Annotated in this window: 13 protein-coding genes; 8 read left to right on the forward strand and 5 right to left on the reverse strand. The window is 72.9% G+C overall.

The window, feature by feature from the left end:
- The first annotated feature begins 17 nt into the window (after positions 1 to 17).
- Entirely contained in the window at positions 18 to 1,088 is a 1,071-nt protein-coding gene (locus ACFVVU_RS11580) for a DUF4349 domain-containing protein (RefSeq protein WP_387789441.1), read from the forward strand.
- 79 nt (positions 1,089 to 1,167) lie between these two features.
- Here the strand turns inward: ACFVVU_RS11580 and hemE are convergent, their stop codons facing one another.
- A complete protein-coding gene (gene hemE / locus ACFVVU_RS11585; protein WP_387789581.1) occupies positions 1,168 to 2,181 on the reverse strand; it encodes a uroporphyrinogen decarboxylase in 1,014 nt (337 codons plus the stop codon).
- A gap of 259 nt (positions 2,182 to 2,440) precedes the next feature.
- Here hemE and ACFVVU_RS11590 point away from each other — a divergent pair, with 259 nt between their 5' ends.
- From ACFVVU_RS11590 to ACFVVU_RS11610, 5 genes are all read left to right on the forward strand, one after another.
- Entirely contained in the window at positions 2,441 to 3,103 is a 663-nt protein-coding gene (locus tag ACFVVU_RS11590; protein WP_355369196.1) for a DUF3000 domain-containing protein, read from the forward strand.
- Positions 3,104 to 3,421: 318 nt separating this feature from the next.
- Positions 3,422 to 4,138 (forward strand): response regulator transcription factor, encoded by a 717-nt coding sequence (locus tag ACFVVU_RS11595; RefSeq protein ID WP_355369198.1) that lies wholly within the window; start codon positions 3,422 to 3,424, stop codon positions 4,136 to 4,138.
- A 166-nt stretch (positions 4,139 to 4,304) separates the two neighbouring features.
- Positions 4,305 to 5,558 (forward strand): HRDC domain-containing protein, encoded by a 1,254-nt coding sequence (locus tag ACFVVU_RS11600; protein WP_387789443.1) that lies wholly within the window; start codon positions 4,305 to 4,307, stop codon positions 5,556 to 5,558.
- A 267-nt stretch (positions 5,559 to 5,825) separates the two neighbouring features.
- The gene (locus ACFVVU_RS11605; protein ID WP_380688540.1) at positions 5,826 to 7,070 is read left to right on the forward strand and encodes a thiolase family protein; all 1,245 of its coding nucleotides are present in this window, start codon (positions 5,826 to 5,828) and stop codon (positions 7,068 to 7,070) included.
- Between the two features lie 2 nt (positions 7,071 to 7,072).
- A complete protein-coding gene (locus ACFVVU_RS11610) occupies positions 7,073 to 9,202 on the forward strand; it encodes a 3-hydroxyacyl-CoA dehydrogenase NAD-binding domain-containing protein (RefSeq protein ID WP_387789445.1) in 2,130 nt (709 codons plus the stop codon).
- Between the two features lie 68 nt (positions 9,203 to 9,270).
- Here the strand turns inward: ACFVVU_RS11610 and ACFVVU_RS11615 are convergent, their stop codons facing one another.
- The 3 genes from ACFVVU_RS11615 to ACFVVU_RS11625 form a co-directional block, all read right to left on the reverse strand.
- The gene (locus ACFVVU_RS11615; RefSeq protein ID WP_380688196.1) at positions 9,271 to 10,812 is read right to left on the reverse strand and encodes an ArnT family glycosyltransferase; all 1,542 of its coding nucleotides are present in this window, start codon (positions 10,810 to 10,812) and stop codon (positions 9,271 to 9,273) included.
- A 134-nt stretch (positions 10,813 to 10,946) separates the two neighbouring features.
- A complete protein-coding gene (gene dxs, locus ACFVVU_RS11620; protein ID WP_380688194.1) occupies positions 10,947 to 12,851 on the reverse strand; it encodes a 1-deoxy-D-xylulose-5-phosphate synthase in 1,905 nt (634 codons plus the stop codon).
- 247 nt (positions 12,852 to 13,098) lie between these two features.
- On the reverse strand, positions 13,099 to 14,283 hold the full coding sequence (locus ACFVVU_RS11625; RefSeq protein ID WP_355369210.1) for an ROK family transcriptional regulator: 1,185 nt from the start codon (positions 14,281 to 14,283) through the stop codon (positions 13,099 to 13,101).
- Between the two features lie 456 nt (positions 14,284 to 14,739).
- Here ACFVVU_RS11625 and ACFVVU_RS11630 point away from each other — a divergent pair, with 456 nt between their 5' ends.
- Together ACFVVU_RS11630 and pepN are read left to right on the forward strand one after the other, a co-directional pair.
- Positions 14,740 to 16,512 (forward strand): PQQ-binding-like beta-propeller repeat protein, encoded by a 1,773-nt coding sequence (locus ACFVVU_RS11630; RefSeq protein ID WP_387789448.1) that lies wholly within the window; start codon positions 14,740 to 14,742, stop codon positions 16,510 to 16,512.
- A 136-nt stretch (positions 16,513 to 16,648) separates the two neighbouring features.
- Positions 16,649 to 19,228 carry an aminopeptidase N gene (gene pepN / locus ACFVVU_RS11635; RefSeq protein WP_380689869.1) on the forward strand — a complete coding sequence of 860 codons (2,580 nt, stop codon included), beginning with the start codon at positions 16,649 to 16,651 and terminating at the stop codon, positions 19,226 to 19,228.
- A gap of 130 nt (positions 19,229 to 19,358) precedes the next feature.
- Here the strand turns inward: pepN and ACFVVU_RS11640 are convergent, their stop codons facing one another.
- Complete coding sequence (locus ACFVVU_RS11640) at positions 19,359 to 19,589, reverse strand: hypothetical protein (RefSeq protein ID WP_355368356.1); 231 nt, start codon at positions 19,587 to 19,589, stop codon at positions 19,359 to 19,361.
- Positions 19,590 to 19,594: the final 5 nt, after the last annotated feature.

The raw sequence follows: 19,594 nt of genomic DNA on the forward strand, positions 1-19,594 counted from the left end.
CGGGGACACTGGCGGCGGTGGCGGTGGCCGCGGCGCTGGCGGCGGGGTGCAGCGCCGGCTCCGAGAACGGCGCCGCGGACCGCGCGGCGGCGGCCCCGGCACAGGCCGCGGCCGGGGAGGCGGCCAAGGGGGACGCCCCGCCGGGCGGACCGGGTTCGGCCGCCTCGGCGGCGGCTCCCAATGCCGCCGCGACCGGGCAGCCCGCCGCGGCCCCGGTGGTGGACGCCCGGCAGATCGCGTACTCGGCGCAGCTGACGGTGCGGGTGGCCAAGGTGGACGAGACGCTGGACCGGGCCCGCGCGCTGGCGCTCGCCGCCGGCGGCTACGTGGCGAGCGAGACTGCGAGCGGCACCGGTCCCGGCACCGGCCCCGAGCCCGCGGCGACCGGTGTGCAGAGCGGGCAGCTCACGGTGAAGGTGCCGTCGGCGGCGTTCCAGCAGACGCTGGACCAGCTGGCCGCGCTCGGCGAGGTGGTGTCCCGGCGCAGCCAGGCGGAGGACCTGACCCAGCAGGTCGCGGACGTCAACAGCCGGATGCAGAGCCAGCAGGCGAGCGTGGACCGGGTGCGGGCGCTGATGGCGCAGGCGAAGTCGCTGGCCGAGATCGTCAGCCTGGAGAGCGAGCTGAGCCGCCGGGAGGCGGACCTGGAGTCGCTGCAGAAGCAGGTGAAGGAGCTGTCGGCGCGGACCTCGCTGTCCACCGTCACGCTGGACGTGCGCCCGAAGCCGGACACCGCCCGACCCGAGGCGCCGGCTCCGGAGGACGACGACGGCTTCTGGGCCAAGGTCGGCTCGGCGCTGGGCGGCGGCTGGCACGTGCTGTTCCTGATCGTGCGCGGGCTGTTCGTGGCCGTGGCCGCGCTGCTGCCGTTCCTGCTGGTGGTGGTGCCGGTGGCGGCGGCGGTGTGGGCGGTGCGCCGCCGGTGGGCGCGTACGCCGCGCGAACGCGGTCGAGGTCGGGACCAGGAGCCGATCCCGGGCTTCGCGCCGCCGCCGCCGTCGTCCCCGCCCGGTGCCGAACAGGAACCGGGGCAGGGAGCGGCGCAGGACGACGAGCAGGATCAGGACGAGGGGTCACGGACGCCCTGACACCCGGTACGACGACGGCGGCGGTCCCCCTCCGGTCTCCCGGACGGGGCCCGCCGCCGTCGCGGTGGGTCGCGGTGGGTCAGCGGGCGCTGGCCTCGTGCACGAAGGCGACCAGGCGGGAGAGCGCTTCCGGGTCCATGGTGGGCAGCACGCCGTGGCCGAGGTTGAAGATGTGGCCGCTGGTGCCCAGCGCCTGCGCGGCGTGCAGCACCTCGCGGGCCTTGGTCTCGACGGCCCTGGTCGGCGCGAACAGCACCGCCGGGTCGAGGTTGCCCTGCAGGCCCTTGCCGGGGCCGACCCGCTCGGCGGCGACGTTCAGCGGCACCCGCCAGTCGACGCCGACCACGTCCGCGCCGGCCTGGCCCATCAGGCCGAGCAGCTCGCCGGTGCCGACGCCGAAGTGGATCCGCGGCACGCCGTAGCCGGCGACCGCGTCGAACACCTTGGTGCTGGCCGGCATGACCGAGCGGCGGTAGTCGTCCGGGGCGAGCGAGCCGACCCAGGAGTCGAACAGCTGGACGGCGGAGGCGCCGGCCTCGATCTGCACCTTGAGGAAGGCGGAGGTGATGTCGGCCAGCCGGTCGACCAGGGCGGCCCACAGCTCGGGCGCGCCGTACATCATGGCCTTGGTGTTCTCGTGGTTCTTGGACGGGCCGCCCTCGACCAGGTAGCTGGCCAGCGTGTAGGGGGCGCCGGCGAAGCCGATCAGCGGGGTGGAGCCGAGTTCGTCGACCAGCAGGCCGACCGCCTCGGTGATGTAGGGGACGTCGTCCGGCTCCAGCGGGCGCAGCCGCTTCAGGTCCTCGGCGGTGCGGATCGGGTCGGCGATGACCGGGCCGATGCCGGGCTTGATGTCGACGTCGATGCCGATCGCCTTGAGCGGGACCACGATGTCGCTGAAGAAGATCGCCGCGTCCACCTTGTGCCGCCGCACCGGCTGGAGGGTGATCTCCTTGACCAGCTCGGGCCGCATGCAGGACTCCAGCATGGGGATGCCCTCGCGGACCTTCAGGTACTCGGGCAGCGAGCGGCCGGCCTGGCGCATGAACCACACCGGGGTGTGCGGTACCGGCTCGTGCCGGCAGGCGCGCAGGAACGCCGAGTCGTACGCGGCGCCGCGGCGCGCGTCGGGCTGCTGACCGGGGGTGGCACCGGTCGGGGGGACTGCCGGGGTGGCTGCCGTGGTGTCTGCCGTCGTCTCGCTCACGCTCCAAATCTTCGCACGCGGCCCGGACCCGTCCGCCCCGTCGGCCTCGTCGGTTCCTCCAAGATCTGGCCGGTTTGCCGCTCCGGCGCGCCGCGCGGGAAGAAGTTGCGGCGATTACCCGCGTTTTCGACCTAGTCTTCGGGTCATGGCAGCGGTCGGAGGGCACCCCGCACAGGGTGGCGGAGCAGGTGGCGGAACGGGTCGGGAGGCGGCGCCGAGCGAGTTCCGGGCTGCCGTGGAGGCGTTCTCCGAGGCCCGGCTGCGCCCCGAGGTCGTCCTCTCCCCCGCCCCGGCGCCCCGCCGGCTGGCGCCGTTCTCCTTCGCGCTGACCGCGACCGTCGAGGTGGACGGCGAGGAGCTGGCCGACGGCCGGCTGGTGCTGCTGCACGACCCGGCCGGGCAGGAGGCCTGGAACGGGGACTTCCGGGTGGTCACCATGACCCGGGCCGAGCTGGAGCCGGAGATGGCCGGCGACCCGATGCTCTCCGAGGTCGGCTGGGCCTGGCTGCTGGACGCGCTGCAGGCGCACGGCGCCGGGTACGCGGAGCCGTCCGGCACGGTGAGCCTGTGCGCCTCGCAGTACTTCGGCGGGCTGGCGGACCGCGCTTCGAGCACCGAGATCGAGATCCGGGCGTCCTGGACGCCGGCCGACGGCCGTTTCGAGCGGCACCTGGCGGCCTGGGGGGACCTGCTCTGCATCAGCGCGGGCCTGCCGCCGGCCTCCCCGACCCCGTACTCCCCCGCGGACGTCACGTCACTCGGTGGAGTGGTTCCGATGCCGGCGCGGCGACGCCCCCGTTCGCACTGAGGAGTGGCGCCCGGCCCGGGCGTCATCGGTCGGCGCGCCGCCACCCCCAAGGCTGACAGAGTGTGACTTCAGGGCGGCTCTCCGTCAACAAATCGTTCGGAACTGACCGCTTTGCGCTGGATCTGATCGATTTTGTGCGATTTCCAAGCATGTCGCATCAGTCATCTGCGCGATTTGTCCGTATTGTGACTCACTAGATCGTGATCTTTCGCTAAAGCCGGGCACGGATGCTGCCGAAGCAGACTGTGACCCTTTCCGAACGCGGAACACTCCGACCGCCCCCTCGGGGTTCCGTCCGCCACTCCCGCAGGAGGCCTGGTGTCGGTCCTTCTTGAGCACCCCGCAAACGTGGTCGCCTACCGCCCGACCAAGCCCACCGCCATGGTGGTCATCGCCGATCCCCGCGTCCGAAACACCGTCACCCGTCACCTCTGGGCGCTCGGCGTCCGGGACGTGATCGAGGTGTCCTCGATCGCCGAGGCCCGCCCCCGGGTCTCCACCCCGCGCGACATCTGCGTCGCCGACGTCCACCTCCCCGACGGCTCCGGACTCACCATCCTGGCCGAGACCCGTGCCGCCGGCTGGCCCAACGGCCTGGCGCTCTCCGCCGCCGACGACATCGGCGCCGTGCGCAGCGCGCTGGCCGGCGGCGTCAAGGGCTACGTGGTCACCGGTACCCGCACCAATGTCGCCATGCCGGGCCGTCCCGGTCTGCCGCTCGGTGCCGCCGGCCTGGCCGGGCGGATGCGCCGGCCCGGCATGCCGGGCATGCCGGGCGCGCACGGTGCGCCGGGCGCTCCCGGGGCACACGGCGCGCCGGGTGCGCAGCAGGCCGCGTACCGCGAGCTCTCCGGCCGCGAGGTGGAGGTGCTGCGGCTGGTGGCCGAGGGCCAGTCCAACAAGGCGATCGGCGTGGCGATGGGCCTCTCGGCGCTCACCGTGAAGAGCCACCTCGCCCGGATCGCCCGCAAGCTCGGCACCGGCGACCGCGCCGGGATGGTCGCGGTCGCGCTGCGCACCGGCATCATCCACTGAGCGGTCCGCCGCTGCGGCGGCCATGGAGGAACGTTTCCTCCGTGGCCGCCGCGGCGCGCTGAGGAGTGCTCGGTTCGCCGCCGCGGCGGCGAACCGGCGGCCCCCGTCATCGGTCTGACCAGTCCGACAACACTCCCGGTCGCGGGGACCGTCGTACCCTTGGGGGGTGACCGACGCCGTAGCAGCCATCCCAGAAGAAGCAGCCCCGGTCCCGCTCCTCGAACCGAAGGAGGGGATCCCTCCGGTCGTGGCGGACGAGCAGGCGCTGGCCGCCACCATCGCCGCCTTCGCGGCGGGAACCGGACCGGTCGCCGTCGACGCCGAGCGGGCCTCCGGCTACCGCTACGGCCAGCGGGCGTACCTCATCCAGCTGCGCCGCGCGGGCGCCGGTACCGCGCTGATCGACCCGATCGCCTGCCCCGACCTCGGCGCACTGGGCGCGGCCCTCGCGGACACCGAGTGGGTGGTGCACGCCGCCACCCAGGATCTGCCCTGCCTGGCCGAGGTGGGCATGAGACCGGGGCGCCTGTTCGACACCGAGCTGGCCGGACGGATCGCCGGCTTCGCCCGGGTCGGACTCGGGCCGATGACCGAGAGCGTGCTCGGGCTGAGCCTGGCCAAGGAGCACTCCGCGGTCGACTGGTCCACCCGCCCGCTGCCCGAACCGTGGCTGCGCTACGCCGCTCTGGACGTCGAGGTGCTGGTCGAGCTGCGCAACGCACTCGAACGGGAGCTGGACGCCCAGGGCAAGCTCGACTGGGCCCTGGAGGAGTTCGCGGCGATCGCCGCGGCCCCCCGCCCGGCACCGCGCACCGACCCCTGGCGGCGCACCTCGCAGCTGCACAAGGTGCGCCGCCGCCGCCAGCTGGTCGTGGTGCGCGAGCTGTGGCTGGCCCGCGACCGGATGGCGCAGGACCGCGACGTCTCGCCGGGCCGGGTGCTGTCGGACGCCGCGATCGTCAACGCCGCGCTGGCCATGCCGCTCAACATCGCCGCGCTGCAGTCCGTCCAGGGCTTCGGGCCGCGGGTGCACCGGCGCCAGCTGGAGCAGTGGCTGGCCGCCGTCCAGCGCGGGCGGGAGGTGCCGGAGAACCAGCTGCCGCCGGCCGCCGCACCGCACGACGGCCCGCCGCCGCCGCGCGCCTGGGCCGAGAAGGACCCGGTGGCGGCCGCCCGGCTGAGCGGGGCGCGCGCCGCGGTGAGCGAACTGGCGGAGCGCCACCACCTGCCGGCCGAGAACCTGATCACCCCGGACCTGGTCCGCCGGGTGTCCTGGGAGCCGCCGGCCGACGCCTCCGCGGCGAACGTGGCCGCGGCGCTGCGCCGGCTGGGCGCCCGCCAGTGGCAGGTGGACCTGGTCGCCCCGGTGATCTCCGCCGCCTTCGCCAAGGCGGCGGAGACGGCGGCGCAGCAGGGCTGAGCGGCGGAGGAGCAGGAGGAAGGGGATGTCGCCCGGTCGGGCGGCATCCCCTTCGGCGTTCCCCGCGGCGTTCCGCTCGGCGCCCCGTTCGGCGCTCGCCGAGCGGAACGTGTCCGGGGACACATCGCGAGAGTCGCCGGACAGGCCTGGGCAGGGTGGTTACCGGCGGGTAGCATAGCGGGGAAGCGGCGCCGCTCACATCCCCTCGTGCGATGGTGAGCGGCAGCCTGCCCACCTGAACCGTTGGTCCCTGGGAGGAGAGCCCCCGTGCCTCGTACCGTGAGGGACGTCGTCTTCGTCGATGGCGTCCGCACCCCGTTCGGCAAGGCCGGCCCGAAGGGCATCTACCACGAGACGCGCGCCGACGACCTGGTCGTCAAGTGCATCCGGGAGCTCGTGCGCCGTAACCCGAACCTGCCCGTCGAGCGCATCGACGAGGTCGCCATCGCGGCCACCACGCAGATCGGCGACCAGGGTCTGACCATCGGCCGCACCGCCGCGCTGCTGTCCGGCCTGCCGAAGTCCGTCCCCGGCTACGCGATCGACCGCATGTGCGCCGGCGCGCTGACCGCCGTGACCACCACCGCCGGCGGCATCGCCTTCGGCGCCTACGACGTGGTCGTGGCCGGCGGCGTGGAGCACATGGGCCGTCACCCGATGGGCGAGGGCGTCGACCCGAACCCGCGCTTCGTCTCCGAGAAGCTGGTCGACGAGTCCGCCCTGTTCATGGGCATGACCGCGGAGAACCTGCACGACCGGTTCCCGCACCTGACCAAGGAGCGCTGCGACGCCTACGCCGTGCGCTCGCAGGAGAAGGCCGCCAAGGCGTACGCCAACGGCGACATCCAGCCCGACCTGGTGCCGATCTCGATCCGCAACACCAACCCCGAGGTCGGCGAGACCGGCTGGGGCCTGGCCACCGTGGACGAGCCGATGCGCCCGGGCACCACGATGGAGAACCTGGCGGGGCTCAAGACCCCGTTCCGCCCGCACGGCAACATCACCGCGGGCAACTCGGCCGGCCTCAACGACGGTGCCACCGCCTCGCTGCTGGCCGCCGAGGACGTGGCCGAGGAGCTGGGCCTGCCGGTCAGGATGCGCCTGGTCTCGTTCGCCTTCGCCGGCGTCGAGCCCGAGGTGATGGGCATCGGCCCGGTGCCGGCCACCGAGAAGGCGCTGGCCAAGGCCGGTCTGACCATCGACGACATCGGCGCGTTCGAGGTCAACGAGGCCTTCGCCGTCCAGGTGCTGGCGTTCCTGGACCACTACGGCATCGCGGACGACGACGAGCGGGTCAACCCGTACGGCGGCGCGATCGCGTACGGCCACCCGCTGGCCTCCTCCGGCGTGCGCCTGATGAACCAGCTGGCCCGCCGCTTCGAGCAGCGCCCGGACATCCGCTACGGCCTCACCACGATGTGCATCGGCTTCGGCATGGGCGGCACGGTCATCTGGGAGAACCCGCATTGGAGCGGAGCGGAAGAGTCGTCTGCGTTCGAGGGCGGTAAGTGAACATGAGCACCACGACTGAGCTGCTGACCCGCGGCGCCGAGCTCTTCCCCGGCGAGGTCGTCACCACCGCGCACGTGCGGCACCTGGACCTGCCGCTGCAGGCCGGCCGGCTGGCCCTGATCACCCTGGACAACGGCTTCGACCACACCAAGCCGACCACCTTCGGCCCGGGCTCGCTGCTCAAGCTGGACGAGGCGCTGGACCAGGTCGAGGCGGAGGCCGCCGAGGGCGCCATCGTCGGTGCCGCGATCACCGGCAAGCCGTTCATCTTCGCGGTCGGCGCCGACCTCAAGGGCGTCGAGCTGCTCAAGGAGCACGCGGACGCGCTGGCCATCGGCAAGGGCGGCCACGAGGTCTTCAAGCGGATCGCCGCGCTGCCCGTCCCGACCTTCGCGTTCTACAACGGCGCGGCGATGGGCGGCGGCGTCGAGGTCGGCCTGCACTGCGACTACCGCACGGTGTCGGCGGGCGTCCCGGCGTTCTCGCTGCCCGAGGTCTTCCTCGGCCTCGTCCCCGGCTGGGGCGGCTGCAGCATCCTGCCGAACCTGATCGGCCCGGCCAAGGCCGTCAAGGTGATCATCGAGAACTCGATGGCGCAGAACAAGCAGCTCAAGGGCAAGGACGTGTTCGAGCTGGGGATCGCCGACGCGATCTTCGAGCCGGCCGACTTCCTGGAGCAGTCGCTGTTCTGGGCGGCCCGGGTGCTCAAGGGCGACCTGGTCGTCGAGCGCGAGGCGATCGACCGCGGCAAGGCCTGGGACGACGCCGTCGCCTGGGGCCGGCTGGTCGCCGACGCCAAGGTGCACGGGGCGGCCCCGGCCGCCTACCGGGCGCTGGACATCATCGCCCAGGTCAAGGACGAGAACCTGCAGGCCGGCTTCGACGCCGAGGACGCGGCGCTGGCCGACCTCATCATGGGCGGCGAGCTGCGCAGCGGCATCTACGCCTTCAACCTGGTGCAGCGCCGCGCCAAGCGCCCGGTCGGCGCCCCGGACAAGTCGCTGGCCCGCCCGGTCACCAAGGTCGGCGTCGTCGGCGCCGGTCTGATGGCCTCGCAGCTGGCGCTGCTGTTCGCCCGCCGTCTGGAGGTGCCGGTGGTCCTCACCGACATCGACCAGGAGCGCGTCGACAAGGGCGTGGGCTACGTCCACGCCGAGATCGACAAGCTGCTGGAGAAGGGCCGGATCGGCAAGGACAAGTCCAACCGCCTCAAGGGCCTGGTCTCCGGCTCGCTGGACAAGGCCGTGGCCTTCGGCGACGCCGACTTCGTGATCGAGGCCGTGTTCGAGGAGATGGGCGTCAAGCAGACCGTCTTCGCGGACCTGGAGAACGTGGTCTCGCCGACCTGCGTGCTGGCGACCAACACCTCCTCGCTGTCGGTCACCGAGATGGCCTCGAAGCTGAAGCACCCGGAGCGGGTCGTCGGCTTCCACTTCTTCAACCCGGTCGCGATCCTGCCGCTGCTGGAGATCGTCCGCGGCGAGCAGACCGACGACGCCTCGCTGGCCACCGCCTTCGGCGTCTCGAAGAAGCTGCGGAAGACCTCGGTGCTGGTCAAGGACGCCCCGGCGTTCGTGGTCAACCGGATCCTGACCCGCTTCATGGGCGAGATCCAGAACATCATCGACGAGGGCACCCCGATCGCCACCGTCGAGAAGGGCGTCGAGCCGCTCGGCCTGCCGATGTCCCCGATCGTGCTGCTGGAGCTGGTCGGCCCGGCCATCGCCCTGCACGTCTCGGAGACCCTGCACGGCGCGTTCCCGGAGCGGTTCACCGTCTCCGAGAACCTCGGCAAGGTGGTCAAGGCCGGCAAGCGCGGCTTCTACACCTGGGTGGACGGGCAGCAGGTCCTCGACCCCGAGGTGCTGGAGCTGCTCTCCTTCGGCGACACCGTGCTGACCGAGGAGCAGGTCCTCGGCCGCGCCCTGGAGGCCGTCGCGCAGGAGATCGGCCTGATGCTGGAGGAGGGTGTCGTCGCCGAGGCGCAGGACATCGACCTCTGCATGATCACCGGCGCCGGCTGGCCCTTCCACCTGGGCGGGATCACCCCGTACCTGGACCGTGAGGGCGTCTCGGAGCGGGTGAACGGCAAGCGCTTCCTCGCCCCGGGTACGGCCTCCGTGCCCGCCTAGGCGAACGACGGAGGGCCCCGGTGACCGGATCCGGTCACCGGGGCCCTTTGTGTCGGGCACGGGGCGGCTCAGCGCTTGAGGCGGTAGACGACGGTGTCGGCGAAGACGCCGACCATCTCGTAGTGGGTGTCCAGCAGGTTCTCGATCTTCGGGATCATGCCGGGCTGGTACGGCGCGAGGCCGGAGTCGTCGACGACGACCTCGGGCAGGCTCTTGGCGATCTCCTGGTCGAAGGTCTGCCAGGCGTTGGCCATCGAGAACTGCTCGCCGACGTTGAGGCTGCCGTCCTTGCCGCCGCTGTAGTTGGTCAGGAAGCCCGCGGTGAGGTAGCGGGTGGCGGGCTTGCGGTCGGCCAGCCAGTACAGCTCCGGGTGCATGCCCCAGACCAGCACGGTGTCCTTGGGGGTGGTCTGCGCGGCGACCGCGGTGGCGACCTCGGTGGTGCGGTCCAGCCGCTCCCCCGGCCAGGCCAGCGCCAGGCCCCAGAAGACGGTGGCGGCGGCCGTGGTGTACAGCAGCACGGGCTTCCAGCGGACGGCCGAGGTGGCGATCGCCCCGGTGCCCAGCAGCACCAGCGGGGGCATCAGCTGGAGGTAGTAGTGGCCGAAGAAGTGGAAGCCCATGCTGACCGCCACGACCGAGGAGAGCAGCCACACCCACAGGTCGGTGGTGGAGCCGTGCTCCTCGCCGGCGACCGGCAGCGGGCGGTGCCGGTGCTTCAGCCAGAGCCGGCGGCCGACCGGCAGCAGGAAACCGAGGCCGGCGCCGAGCAGGATCGCCGAGTTGCCGAGCGCCCGGCCGAGCATCTGCAGCCAGGCGCCGCCCACGGTGGCGTAGTCGCCGCTGCCGGTGACCACCCAGAACAGGAAGCCCTTGGGCTTGGTGAGGATCACCGCGACCAGCGCTATCGGCAGGGTGAAGCCGAAGCCGATCTTGAGCAGCGCGGGGATCCAGCGCACGCCGCGCCGGCGGGCGTCCTGGAAGAGCATCCAGAGCACCGGCAGCAGCACCGCACCGCCGGTCTGCTTGGTCAGCGAGCAGAGGGCCACCGCGATGCCGGCGGCCAGCCAGCGGCGGCGCTCGGCGTAGCGGAAGGCGGCCACCATGGCGGGCAGCATGAAGACCTCGAAGGTCGCCGCCTGGGTGTCCTCCGGGGAGAGCCCGATGGAGACCAGCAGGTAGAGCAGGCCCGCGCCGACGCCGGCCCGGTTGCCCCAGCGGCCGCGGGCGATCGAGGCCAGCAGGATCGCGGTGACCAGGTGGGCGACCACCGCCAGGGTGCGCAGCGGCCAGAGCGAGGCGGAGCCGAAGACGGCGAAGCAGGCCTGGTAGAGCCAGGGCAGCAGCGGCGGCTTGCGGTCCACCACGGTGTCGTAGAGCACGCCGCCGTCGGCGAGCATCCGGGCCTGGGTGGCCAGGAAGCCCTCGTCGGGGCTCCAGACCGGGCGGATGAAGGACGGCAGGTGGGTGAGCAGGGCGACCAGCGCCAGCAGCGGCACCAGGCGCGTCCAGTAGCCGGCCTTCACGCGCTCCCAGCCGTCGGCCGGGGGTACCCCCAAGGGAAGGCGCTCGGCGAGCGCGGTCAGGCGGGATCGGGTGGGGGTCGGCACGGATGACAACCTACCGGGCGGGATCGGCGCCGGCAGCGCCGGTCCCGCCTTTGGTGCGATTATCAGCCCCCACCGAGTGTGACTGTTGCAGAGCTGTCACACACGGGTCGGGGGTGACGTGGTGCGGGAGACGGTCAGGCGTCGACGGCGACGTCGAGGCGCGAGACCAGGGTGGCCACCCGGCGGGCGAGGTCCGGGGCGGTGAGGCCGATCTCGGCGAGGATCTCGGCCCGCGAGGCGTGGTCCAGGAACTCCTGCGGGATGCCGAAGTCGCGCAGCGGCAGGTCCACGTCCGCGTCGCGCAGCGCCTGGGCGATCGCCGCGCCGACGCCGCCGGCCCGGCCGTTGTCCTCGACCGTGACGACCACCCGGTGCTCGGCGGCCAGGCCGGGCAGCGCCGGGTCGACCGGCTTGACCCAGCGCGGGTCCACCACGGTCGAGCTGATGCCCTGGGCGGCCAGCAGGTCGGCCACCTCCAGGCACATCGGGGCGAGCGCGCCGACCGAGACGATCAGCACGTCGGCCCGGCGGCCCTCCTCGGCGTCCGGGCTGGTGCGCAGCAGGTCCATGCCGCCGACCTTGCCGACCGCCGGGACGGCCGGGCCGACCGTGCCCTTGGAGTAGCGGACCACGGTCGGGGCGTCCTTGACCTCGACGGCCTCGCGCAGCTGGGCGCGCAGTTGGTCGGCGTCGCGCGGGGCGGCGAGCCGCAGGCCGGGGATCACCTGGAGGATCGACATGTCCCACATGCCGTTGTGCGAGGCACCGTCGTCGCCGGTGACGCCGGCCCGGTCCAGCGTGAAGGTGACGCCCAGCTTGTGCAGGGCGACGTCCATCAGGACCTGGTCGAAGGCGCGGTTGAGGAAGGTCGCGTAGACCGCGAAGACCGGGTGCAGCCCGCCGGTGGCCAGGCCCGCGGCGCTGGTGACGGCGTGCTGCTCGGCGATGCCGACGTCGAAGATGCGGTCCGGGAAGGCCTCGGCGAACGGCGCCAGGCCCACCGGGTGGAGCATCGCGGCGGTGATGCCGACGATGTCCTCGCGCTCGTGGCCGAGCGCGACCATCTCCTCGGCGAAGACCGAGGTCCAGCTCCGGCCGCCGGAGCTCTTGATCGGCAGGCCGGTCTCCGGGTGGATCACGCCGACCGCGTGGAAGCGGTCCTCGTCGTTGTTCTCGGCGGCGTGGTAGCCGCGGCCCTTCTCGGTGAGGCAGTGCACGATCACCGGGCCGCCGAAGCCGCGCGCCTTGGTGAGCGCGGACTCCAGGGCGGTGAGGTCGTGGCCGTCGATCGGGCCGATGTACTTGAGGCCGAGGTCCTCGAACATGCCCTGCGGGGCGATGAAGTCCTTCAGGCCCTTCTTGGCGCCGTGCAGGGTCTCGAAGAGCTGCTGGCCGACCACCGGGGTGCGCTGCAGCGCGTCCTTGCCCCAGGACAGGAAGCGCTCGTAGCCCTGGGTGGTGCGCAGGGTGGCGAGGTGGTTGGCCATGCCGCCGATGGTCGGCGAGTAGGAGCGCTCGTTGTCGTTGACGACGATGACGAGCGGGCGGTCCTTGGCGTCGGCGATGTTGTTGAGCGCCTCCCAGGCCATGCCGCCGGTCAGCGCGCCGTCGCCGATCACGGCCACCACCGGGTCGTTCTTCCCGAGCAGCTCGTTGGCCTTGGCCAGGCCGTCGGCGTAGGAGAGGACGGTGGAGGCGTGCGAGTTCTCGATCACGTCGTGCTCGGACTCGGCGCGCGAGGGGTAGCCGGACAGGCCGCCCTTCGTCCGCAGCCCGGAGAAGTCCTGGCGGCCGGTGAGCAGCTTGTGGACGTAGCTCTGGTGGCCGGTGTCGAAGAGGATGCGGTCGCGCGGGGAGTCGAACACCCGGTGCAGCGCGATGGTGAGCTCCACCACGCCGAGGTTCGGGCCGAGGTGGCCGCCCGTCTTGGAGACCTCGGTCACCAGGAAGGTCCGGATCTCCTCGGCCAGGGTGGCCAGCTGTCCGGGCGTGAGCCGGTCGAGATCGCGCGGTCCCCGAATGCGGGTCAGCAGGGCCACCCGTTCCTCCTCGTTCAGTGTTCGCGGACCGCGGGGGCCCGACGGGCGTCGCCGCCCGGTGTCGACCGGTCGAGTCTAATGTCCGCCTACCGAACACCGGGCGGGGTGTCCGGTACCGACGGCCGGTACGCGCCAGTCACCTCGACGGTCACTCCTTCGAGTGGACGGGCACACCCGGCGTGTCGGTGCGCCGCGGACGGACCGGACGGCGGGGCCCCGGGACCGGCCCGCGGCGGCCGGGGCGTGCCTACGGGCGGGCGATCGCGAGCGCGCTGGAGTCGCCGGCCTCGCTCATCACCAGCGCGAGCGCGCCCAGCACCTCGGCGCGCCCGCCCAGGGTGCCCGGGACCACCGACAGCTGGCGGGCGGCACTGGGGATCGCGTAGCGGGCCACCGAGTCGCGGATCGGCGCGAGCACCAGCTCACCGGCCTCGGCGAGGTCTCCGCCGAGGATCACCCGGCGCGGGTTGAGCAGATTGCACAGGGTGGCCACACCGGTGCCGATCTGCCGGCCGGCGTCGGCGATCACCCGGCGGCAGCCGAGGTCGCCCTCGTGGGCCAGCTCCACCACCCGGGGCAGGGTGAGCCCGGTGCCGAGGGTGGGGGTGAGCAGGTTCAGGAGGTAGCGGGATCCGACGAAGGTCTCCAGGCAGCCCCGGTTGCCGCAGCGGCAGACCGGGCCCGCCTCGTCCAGGGTGATGTGGCCGATCTCTCCGGCGGTGCCGCCCGGCCCCCGGTAGATGTGCCCGTTGACCACCAGGCCGGCGCCGACTCCGCTGGCCACCTTGATGTAGGCGAGATCGTTCAGGCCCCGGCCGGCGCCCCAGACCAGCTCGCCGAGCGCGCCGAGGTTGGCGTCGTTGTCGACGTGCACCGGCAGGCCGAGCCGCTCGGCCAGCTCGCGGCCGGGGGCGATGCCGGTCCAGCCCGGCAGGATCGCGGTGGAGCCCAGCGCGCCGGTCTCCACGTCGATCGGGCCGGGGACGCCCAGGCCCACGCCGATCACCTTGTCGGCGCGGAAGCCGGCCTCCGCGAGCAGCCGCTCGACCAGGGCCTCGGCACGGTCGAAGCCCTGCGCGGCGGAGACGTCGACGTCCATCGGGGCGCTCTCCTCGGCGAGCACCCGGTGGGCGAGATTGCCGACGGCGACCCTCAGATGGGTGTGGCCGAAATCGATCCCCACCACGATGCCCGCGTCCCCGCTGAGCGAGACGCTGCGGGCACGCCGGCCGCCGGCGGAGGTGTCGGCGACCACGACGGTGCCGCTCTCCTTCAGTTCCCGGACGATGTTGGACACGGTGGCCGCCGAGAGGCCGGTCCCGCGGGCGATCTCGGCCTGCGTCAGCGAGCCGGCCATCCGCACCGCGCGGAGCACCCGCTCCAGGTTGGCCCGGTGCAGCGAGGACTGCGAACCCGGAGTGTCCGTCGACATGATCCACCCTCCCAAGGGCGCGGGACCCCTCCGCCGGGCGTCCCCTTCAAGTCCTGAAGCCTAGGGCCTGCCGGATGGTGAAGGCACGGGGGAGGGACGGCGAAGGGCCGGTGAGCACACCCGGGAGGACGGGACGGCCGGCGGGGGCGGAGGGCGGCCGCGGGCCAGGTCGGCGGGGGTGCCGGAGGGTTGACATCGCCCCAGGTCGGCGCGGAGGCGGACGGGGTCGCGGGTTCCGCCGCCCGTCCGAAAACCGGCCCCCCGTACGATGGTGCCCAATCTCACCCGTCCCGCCGGACACGGACGTGCGCCGGTCACGGGACGCTTCCAGACAAGACGGGGCATCAGATGGCAGGGGATCACCCCATACCGGGGGCTGGCGAAGCTCCGGGCGGCGGACCGGACAACCGGGGCGTCTCGTTCGGACGCAAGCCGGGCGGCGTCGACCCGGCGGCCGTGGCGGACCAGCAGACACAGCTCGACGGGGCGGCGGTCCCCGGCCAGGCCGCGCCGCCGGCACCGGCCGCTCCGCCCGCCCCGCCGGCGGCTCCGCCCGCTCCGCCGGCCCCGGCGGCGGGCGGGTACGCGTACGCGCCCACCGCCCCCGCCTTCCCCGCGCAGGGAGCCGCCCAGGGACCGGCGCCGGTCGGCCCGTACGACCCGGCGCCCGGCCAGCCGCAGTTCGGCGCCCCGGCCGCGGGCCAGCAGCCGTACGGCTACGCCGCCCCGCCGCCCGCCGACGGCGGCGCGGCCGGGTACGGCTACCCGCAGCAGGGCGGCTACGGCTACCCGGGTGCCCCGGTACCGGCCCCGCCGAAGCAGCGCAACCCCGTGATGGTCTGGGGCGGCATCATCGGCGGCGTACTGGCGATCGCCATCGTCGCCGCGCTGGTCGTGCTGTTCACCGACAACAAGAAGACGGACGACCCGCCGGCCGCCTCCGGCGGCACCACCGGCGGCCAGGTCACCGGTGGCGGCGGAACCACGCCGGACGTCAGCAACAGCGTCAGCGCACCGCCGACGACCGCCGGCGGCACCGGCGGCACCACCGGCGGCGGGGGCGGTGGCAAGGCCGGCGCCTACAACCTGGGCTGGGCGGCCGACAAGCCGGCCAGCTCGGTCAGCGGCTCCACCCGGCTGCTCGCCATCTGGGGCGCCGACAAGATCGCCGTGCGCGCCGACACCACCGGCATCCGCGCCGTCAACACCGCCGACGGCAAGGAGGCCTGGAGCATCCCGGTGCCGTCCGGCGCCAAGGAGTTCTGCAGCGCCTCGTACAGCGCCAACTCCAAGCACGTCGCCGCGGTCGCGCTGAACACCGGTGACAGCGACTGCTCCACCATCGCCGCCGTCGACCTCACCACGGGCAAGCTGTCGTGGAGCGCCAAGGTCGGGCAGAACAAGATGGTCGCCCCCACCCTGAGCATCACCGACAAGGTCATCGGCATCGGCGCCAACACGGCCGCCGCGGTGAACGTCTCCGACGGCTCCGCGGTCTGGGCGTTCCAGCCGCGCGAGAAGAACTGCAGCGTCTACGGCACCGCCGCCGGCGCGCAGATCGTGGTCACCGACAGCTGCTACGGCGTCAACACCACCGTCAAGTCGCAGCTGGTGATCCTGGAGACGGAGACCGGCAAGGTCGCCTCGCCCGCGCCGATCACCCTGACCGGCAGCATCGAGCGGGTCGACAAGGTCCTCTCCGACCAGCCGCTGGTGCTGTCGATGGCCAACGGCTCGAACGGCGACTACGTGCTGCCGTTCGACAAGACCAACAAGCCGGGCACCCAGATGCCCGTCAAGGAGCCCGGCTACGACAGCCTGCGGCTCAGCGGCCTGGCCGACGCCTTCACCCAGAGCGTGGTCAGCGGCAGCACGCTGTACGTGCAGACCAACCCGACCAAGCTGGCGATCAACGCCTACGACCTGAACAGCGGCAAGCGGCTCTGGTCCACCGACGGCAAGGCCAAGGACGGGATCCGGCTGGTCTCCGGCACCGACAAGGACGGCCGGGTCCGGGCCATCCTGGACATGGGCTACGGCAACGACGCCAAGCTGGTGACGCTGGCCGCCGCCGACGGCGCGGTGAGCGAGCTCGGCAACGTCACCGTCAACTCGACCTTCACCATCGGCATGAGCAGCAACGAGTTCGTCCTGAACTCGGACGGGTCGCTGTACGGGTTCTCCCGCGGCAGCTTCGACTCCCCCGTGTTCAAGTACGTCAAGAAGTAACGGGTCCGCGGGCGGGGCGGCGGGGACCGACGAGTCCCTGCCGCCCCGCCCGTCCCGTATCCGGGCACATTCCGGCGGACCGGGCGGACCGGCATGGCAGGATGCCAGACATCAGCCTGACGAAGGAGTCCTGCGAGTGCCCGGCACCAACCTGACCCGCGAGGAGGCCCGCACCCGGGCCGACCTCCTGCACGTGGACGCGTACGACATCGAGCTCGACCTGAGCTCGGCCCGAGAGGGGGGCACGTTCCGGTCCACCACCGTGGTCCGGTTCACCGCCACCACCCCGGGCGCGGCCACTTTCATCGACCTGGTCGCCCCGAGCGTCGAGGAGATCGTCCTCAACGGCGAGCGCCTCGACACCGCCGGCTTCGCCGACAGCCGGATCGCGCTGCCGGGCCTCGCCGCCGAGAACGAGCTGCGCGTCGTCGCGAACTGCGCCTACACCAACACCGGCGAGGGCCTGCACCGGTTCGTCGACCCGGTCGACGGCGAGACCTACCTGTACACCCAGTTCGAGGTGCCGGACGCCCGCCGGGTCTTCGCCAACTTCGAGCAGCCCGACCTGAAGGCCGCGTTCACCTTCACGGTGACCGCGCCCGCCGGCTGGAGCGTGATCTCCAACTCGCCCACCCCCGAGCCGGAGGGCGAGGGGGACGCGCGGGTCTGGCGCTTCGCCCCGACCGGCCGCATCTCCTCCTACATCACCGCGCTCATCGCGGGCCCCTACGTCGGGGTCTTCGACGCCTACGAGAACGGCGAGCAGAAGGTGCCGCTGGGCATCTACTGCCGGCCCTCGCTGCGCGAGTTCCTGGACGCCGAGGCGATCTTCGAGGTCACCAAGCAGGGCTTCGACTACTTCCAGGAGAAGTTCGACTTCCCCTACCCGTTCCCCAAGTACGACCAGCTGTTCGTGCCGGAGTTCAACGCCGGCGCGATGGAGAACGCGGGCGCCGTCACCCTGCGCGACCAGTACGTGTTCCGGTCCAAGGTGACCGACGCCGCGTACGAGGCCCGCGCCGCGACGATCCTGCACGAGCTGGCCCACATGTGGTTCGGCAACCTCGTCACCATGGAGTGGTGGAACGACCTCTGGCTGAACGAGTCGTTCGCGACCTACGCCGAGGCGGTCTGCCAGGCCGAGTCGCCCGCCTCGCGCTGGCCCAACTCCTGGACCACCTTCGCCAACCAGATGAAGACCTGGGCGTACCGGCAGGACCAGCTGCCGTCCACCCACCCGATCATGGCGGAGATCAACGACCTGGAGGACGTCCAGGTCAACTTCGACGGCATCACCTACGCCAAGGGCGCCTCGGTGCTCAAGCAGCTGGTGGCCTACGTCGGCCAGGACGCCTTCTTCGAGGGCGTGCGCGCCTACTTCAAGCGGCACGCCTGGGGCAACACCCGGCTCGGCGACCTGCTCGGCGCGCTGGAGGAGGCCAGTGGACGCGACCTCAAGGCCTGGTCCGCCGCCTGGCTGGAGACCGCCGGCATCAACGTGCTGCGCCCCGCGCTGACCCTGAACACCGACGGCGAGATCGAGTCCTTCGCCGTGCTCCAGGAGGCCCCGGCGCTCCCCGCCGGCGCCAAGGGCGAGGCCGTGCTGCGCCCGCACCGGATCGCCATCGGCCTCTACGAGCTGACCGACGGCGCGCTGGTGCGCACCGACCGGATCGAGCTGGACGTCGACGGCCCGCGCACCGAGGTGCCGCAGCTGGTCGGCCGGCACCGCCCGGCCGTGGTCCTGCTGAACGACGACGACCTGTCCTACGCCAAGGTCCGGCTGGACGAGGACTCGCTGGCCGTGGTCACCGAGCACCTCGGCGGCTTCACCGACGCGCTGCCGCGCGCGCTGTGCTGGGCCTCCGCCTGGGACATGACCCGCGACGGTGAGCTGGCCGCCCGCGACTACCTGACCCTCGCCCTCTCCGGCCTGCCGCGCGAGAGCGACATCGGCGTCGTCCAGTCGGTGCACCGCCAGGTCAAGCTGGCGCTGGACGCCTACGCCGACCCGGCCTGGCGCGAGGTGGGCCTGGCCCGCTGGGCCGAGGCCGCCGAGGAGGCGCTGCGCGCCGCCGAGCCGGGCAGCGACCACCAGCTGGCCTGGGCCCGCGCGCTGGCCGGCGTCGCCCGGACCGAGGGTCAGCTCGACCTGCTCGCCGGTCTGCTGGACGGCACCGCGCAGATCCCCGGCCTGGCCGTGGACACCGAGCTGCGCTGGACCCTGCTGGGCCGGCTCGCCGCGACCGGCCGGGCCGACGAGGCCGAGATCTCGGCCGAGCTGGAGCGCGACAACACCGCGGCCGGCCAGGAGCACGCGGCCAGCTGCCGCGCCGCCCGCCCGACCATCGAGGCCAAGGCCGCGGCCTGGAGGAGCGTGGTGGAGTCGGACGAGCTGACCAACTACGTGCAGGCGGCGGTGATCGGCGGCTTCCAGCAGGCCGACCAGCGCGCCCTGCTCGCGCCGTACGCGGAGAAGTACTTCGCCGCGGTGAAGGGCGTCTGGGAGAGCCGCAGCCACGAGATCTCGCAGCAGATCATCGTCGGGCTGTACCCGGCGCTGCTGGTCGAGCAGGCCACGCTGGACGCCACCGACGCGTGGCTGGCCTCGGCCGAGCCGGCGCCGGCGCTGCGGCGCCAGGTCGTCGAGGCGCGGGCCGGCGTGGAGCGGGCGCTGAAGGCGCAGGACGCCGACCGGGCCGCCGCGGAGCGCTGATCCGGCCGTTCCCTCCCCCCTCCGCGCGTCCCCGTGCGGAGGGGGGAGGGAACGAGCGAGGGGGCGCCGGACCTGGTCCGGCGCCCCCTCGGGGTCTGTGCGCTCGTGGGTGGAGGAAGGAGCCGCCCGGCTACTTCTTCTTGTCCTTGTCGCCGAACGGCAGCGCGGCCAGGCCGCCGATGATCACGAAGGCCGCGATCGGGATCAGCACGTAAAGGCCGAGGGTCTGGGCGACGCTCAGGCCGCTACCCGGGTCGTCGCCGTCGTCCCGGGTGAGGGCCATGGCGGGCGACGACAGCAGCATCATCAGCGTGACCGTTGCGGTGACCGCGCCGGCTCGCAAAGCGTTCCTCTTGTCCACGATGC

Source organism: Kitasatospora sp. NPDC057965 (assembly GCF_042887135.1).
GTDB lineage: Bacteria > Actinomycetota > Actinomycetes > Streptomycetales > Streptomycetaceae > Kitasatospora.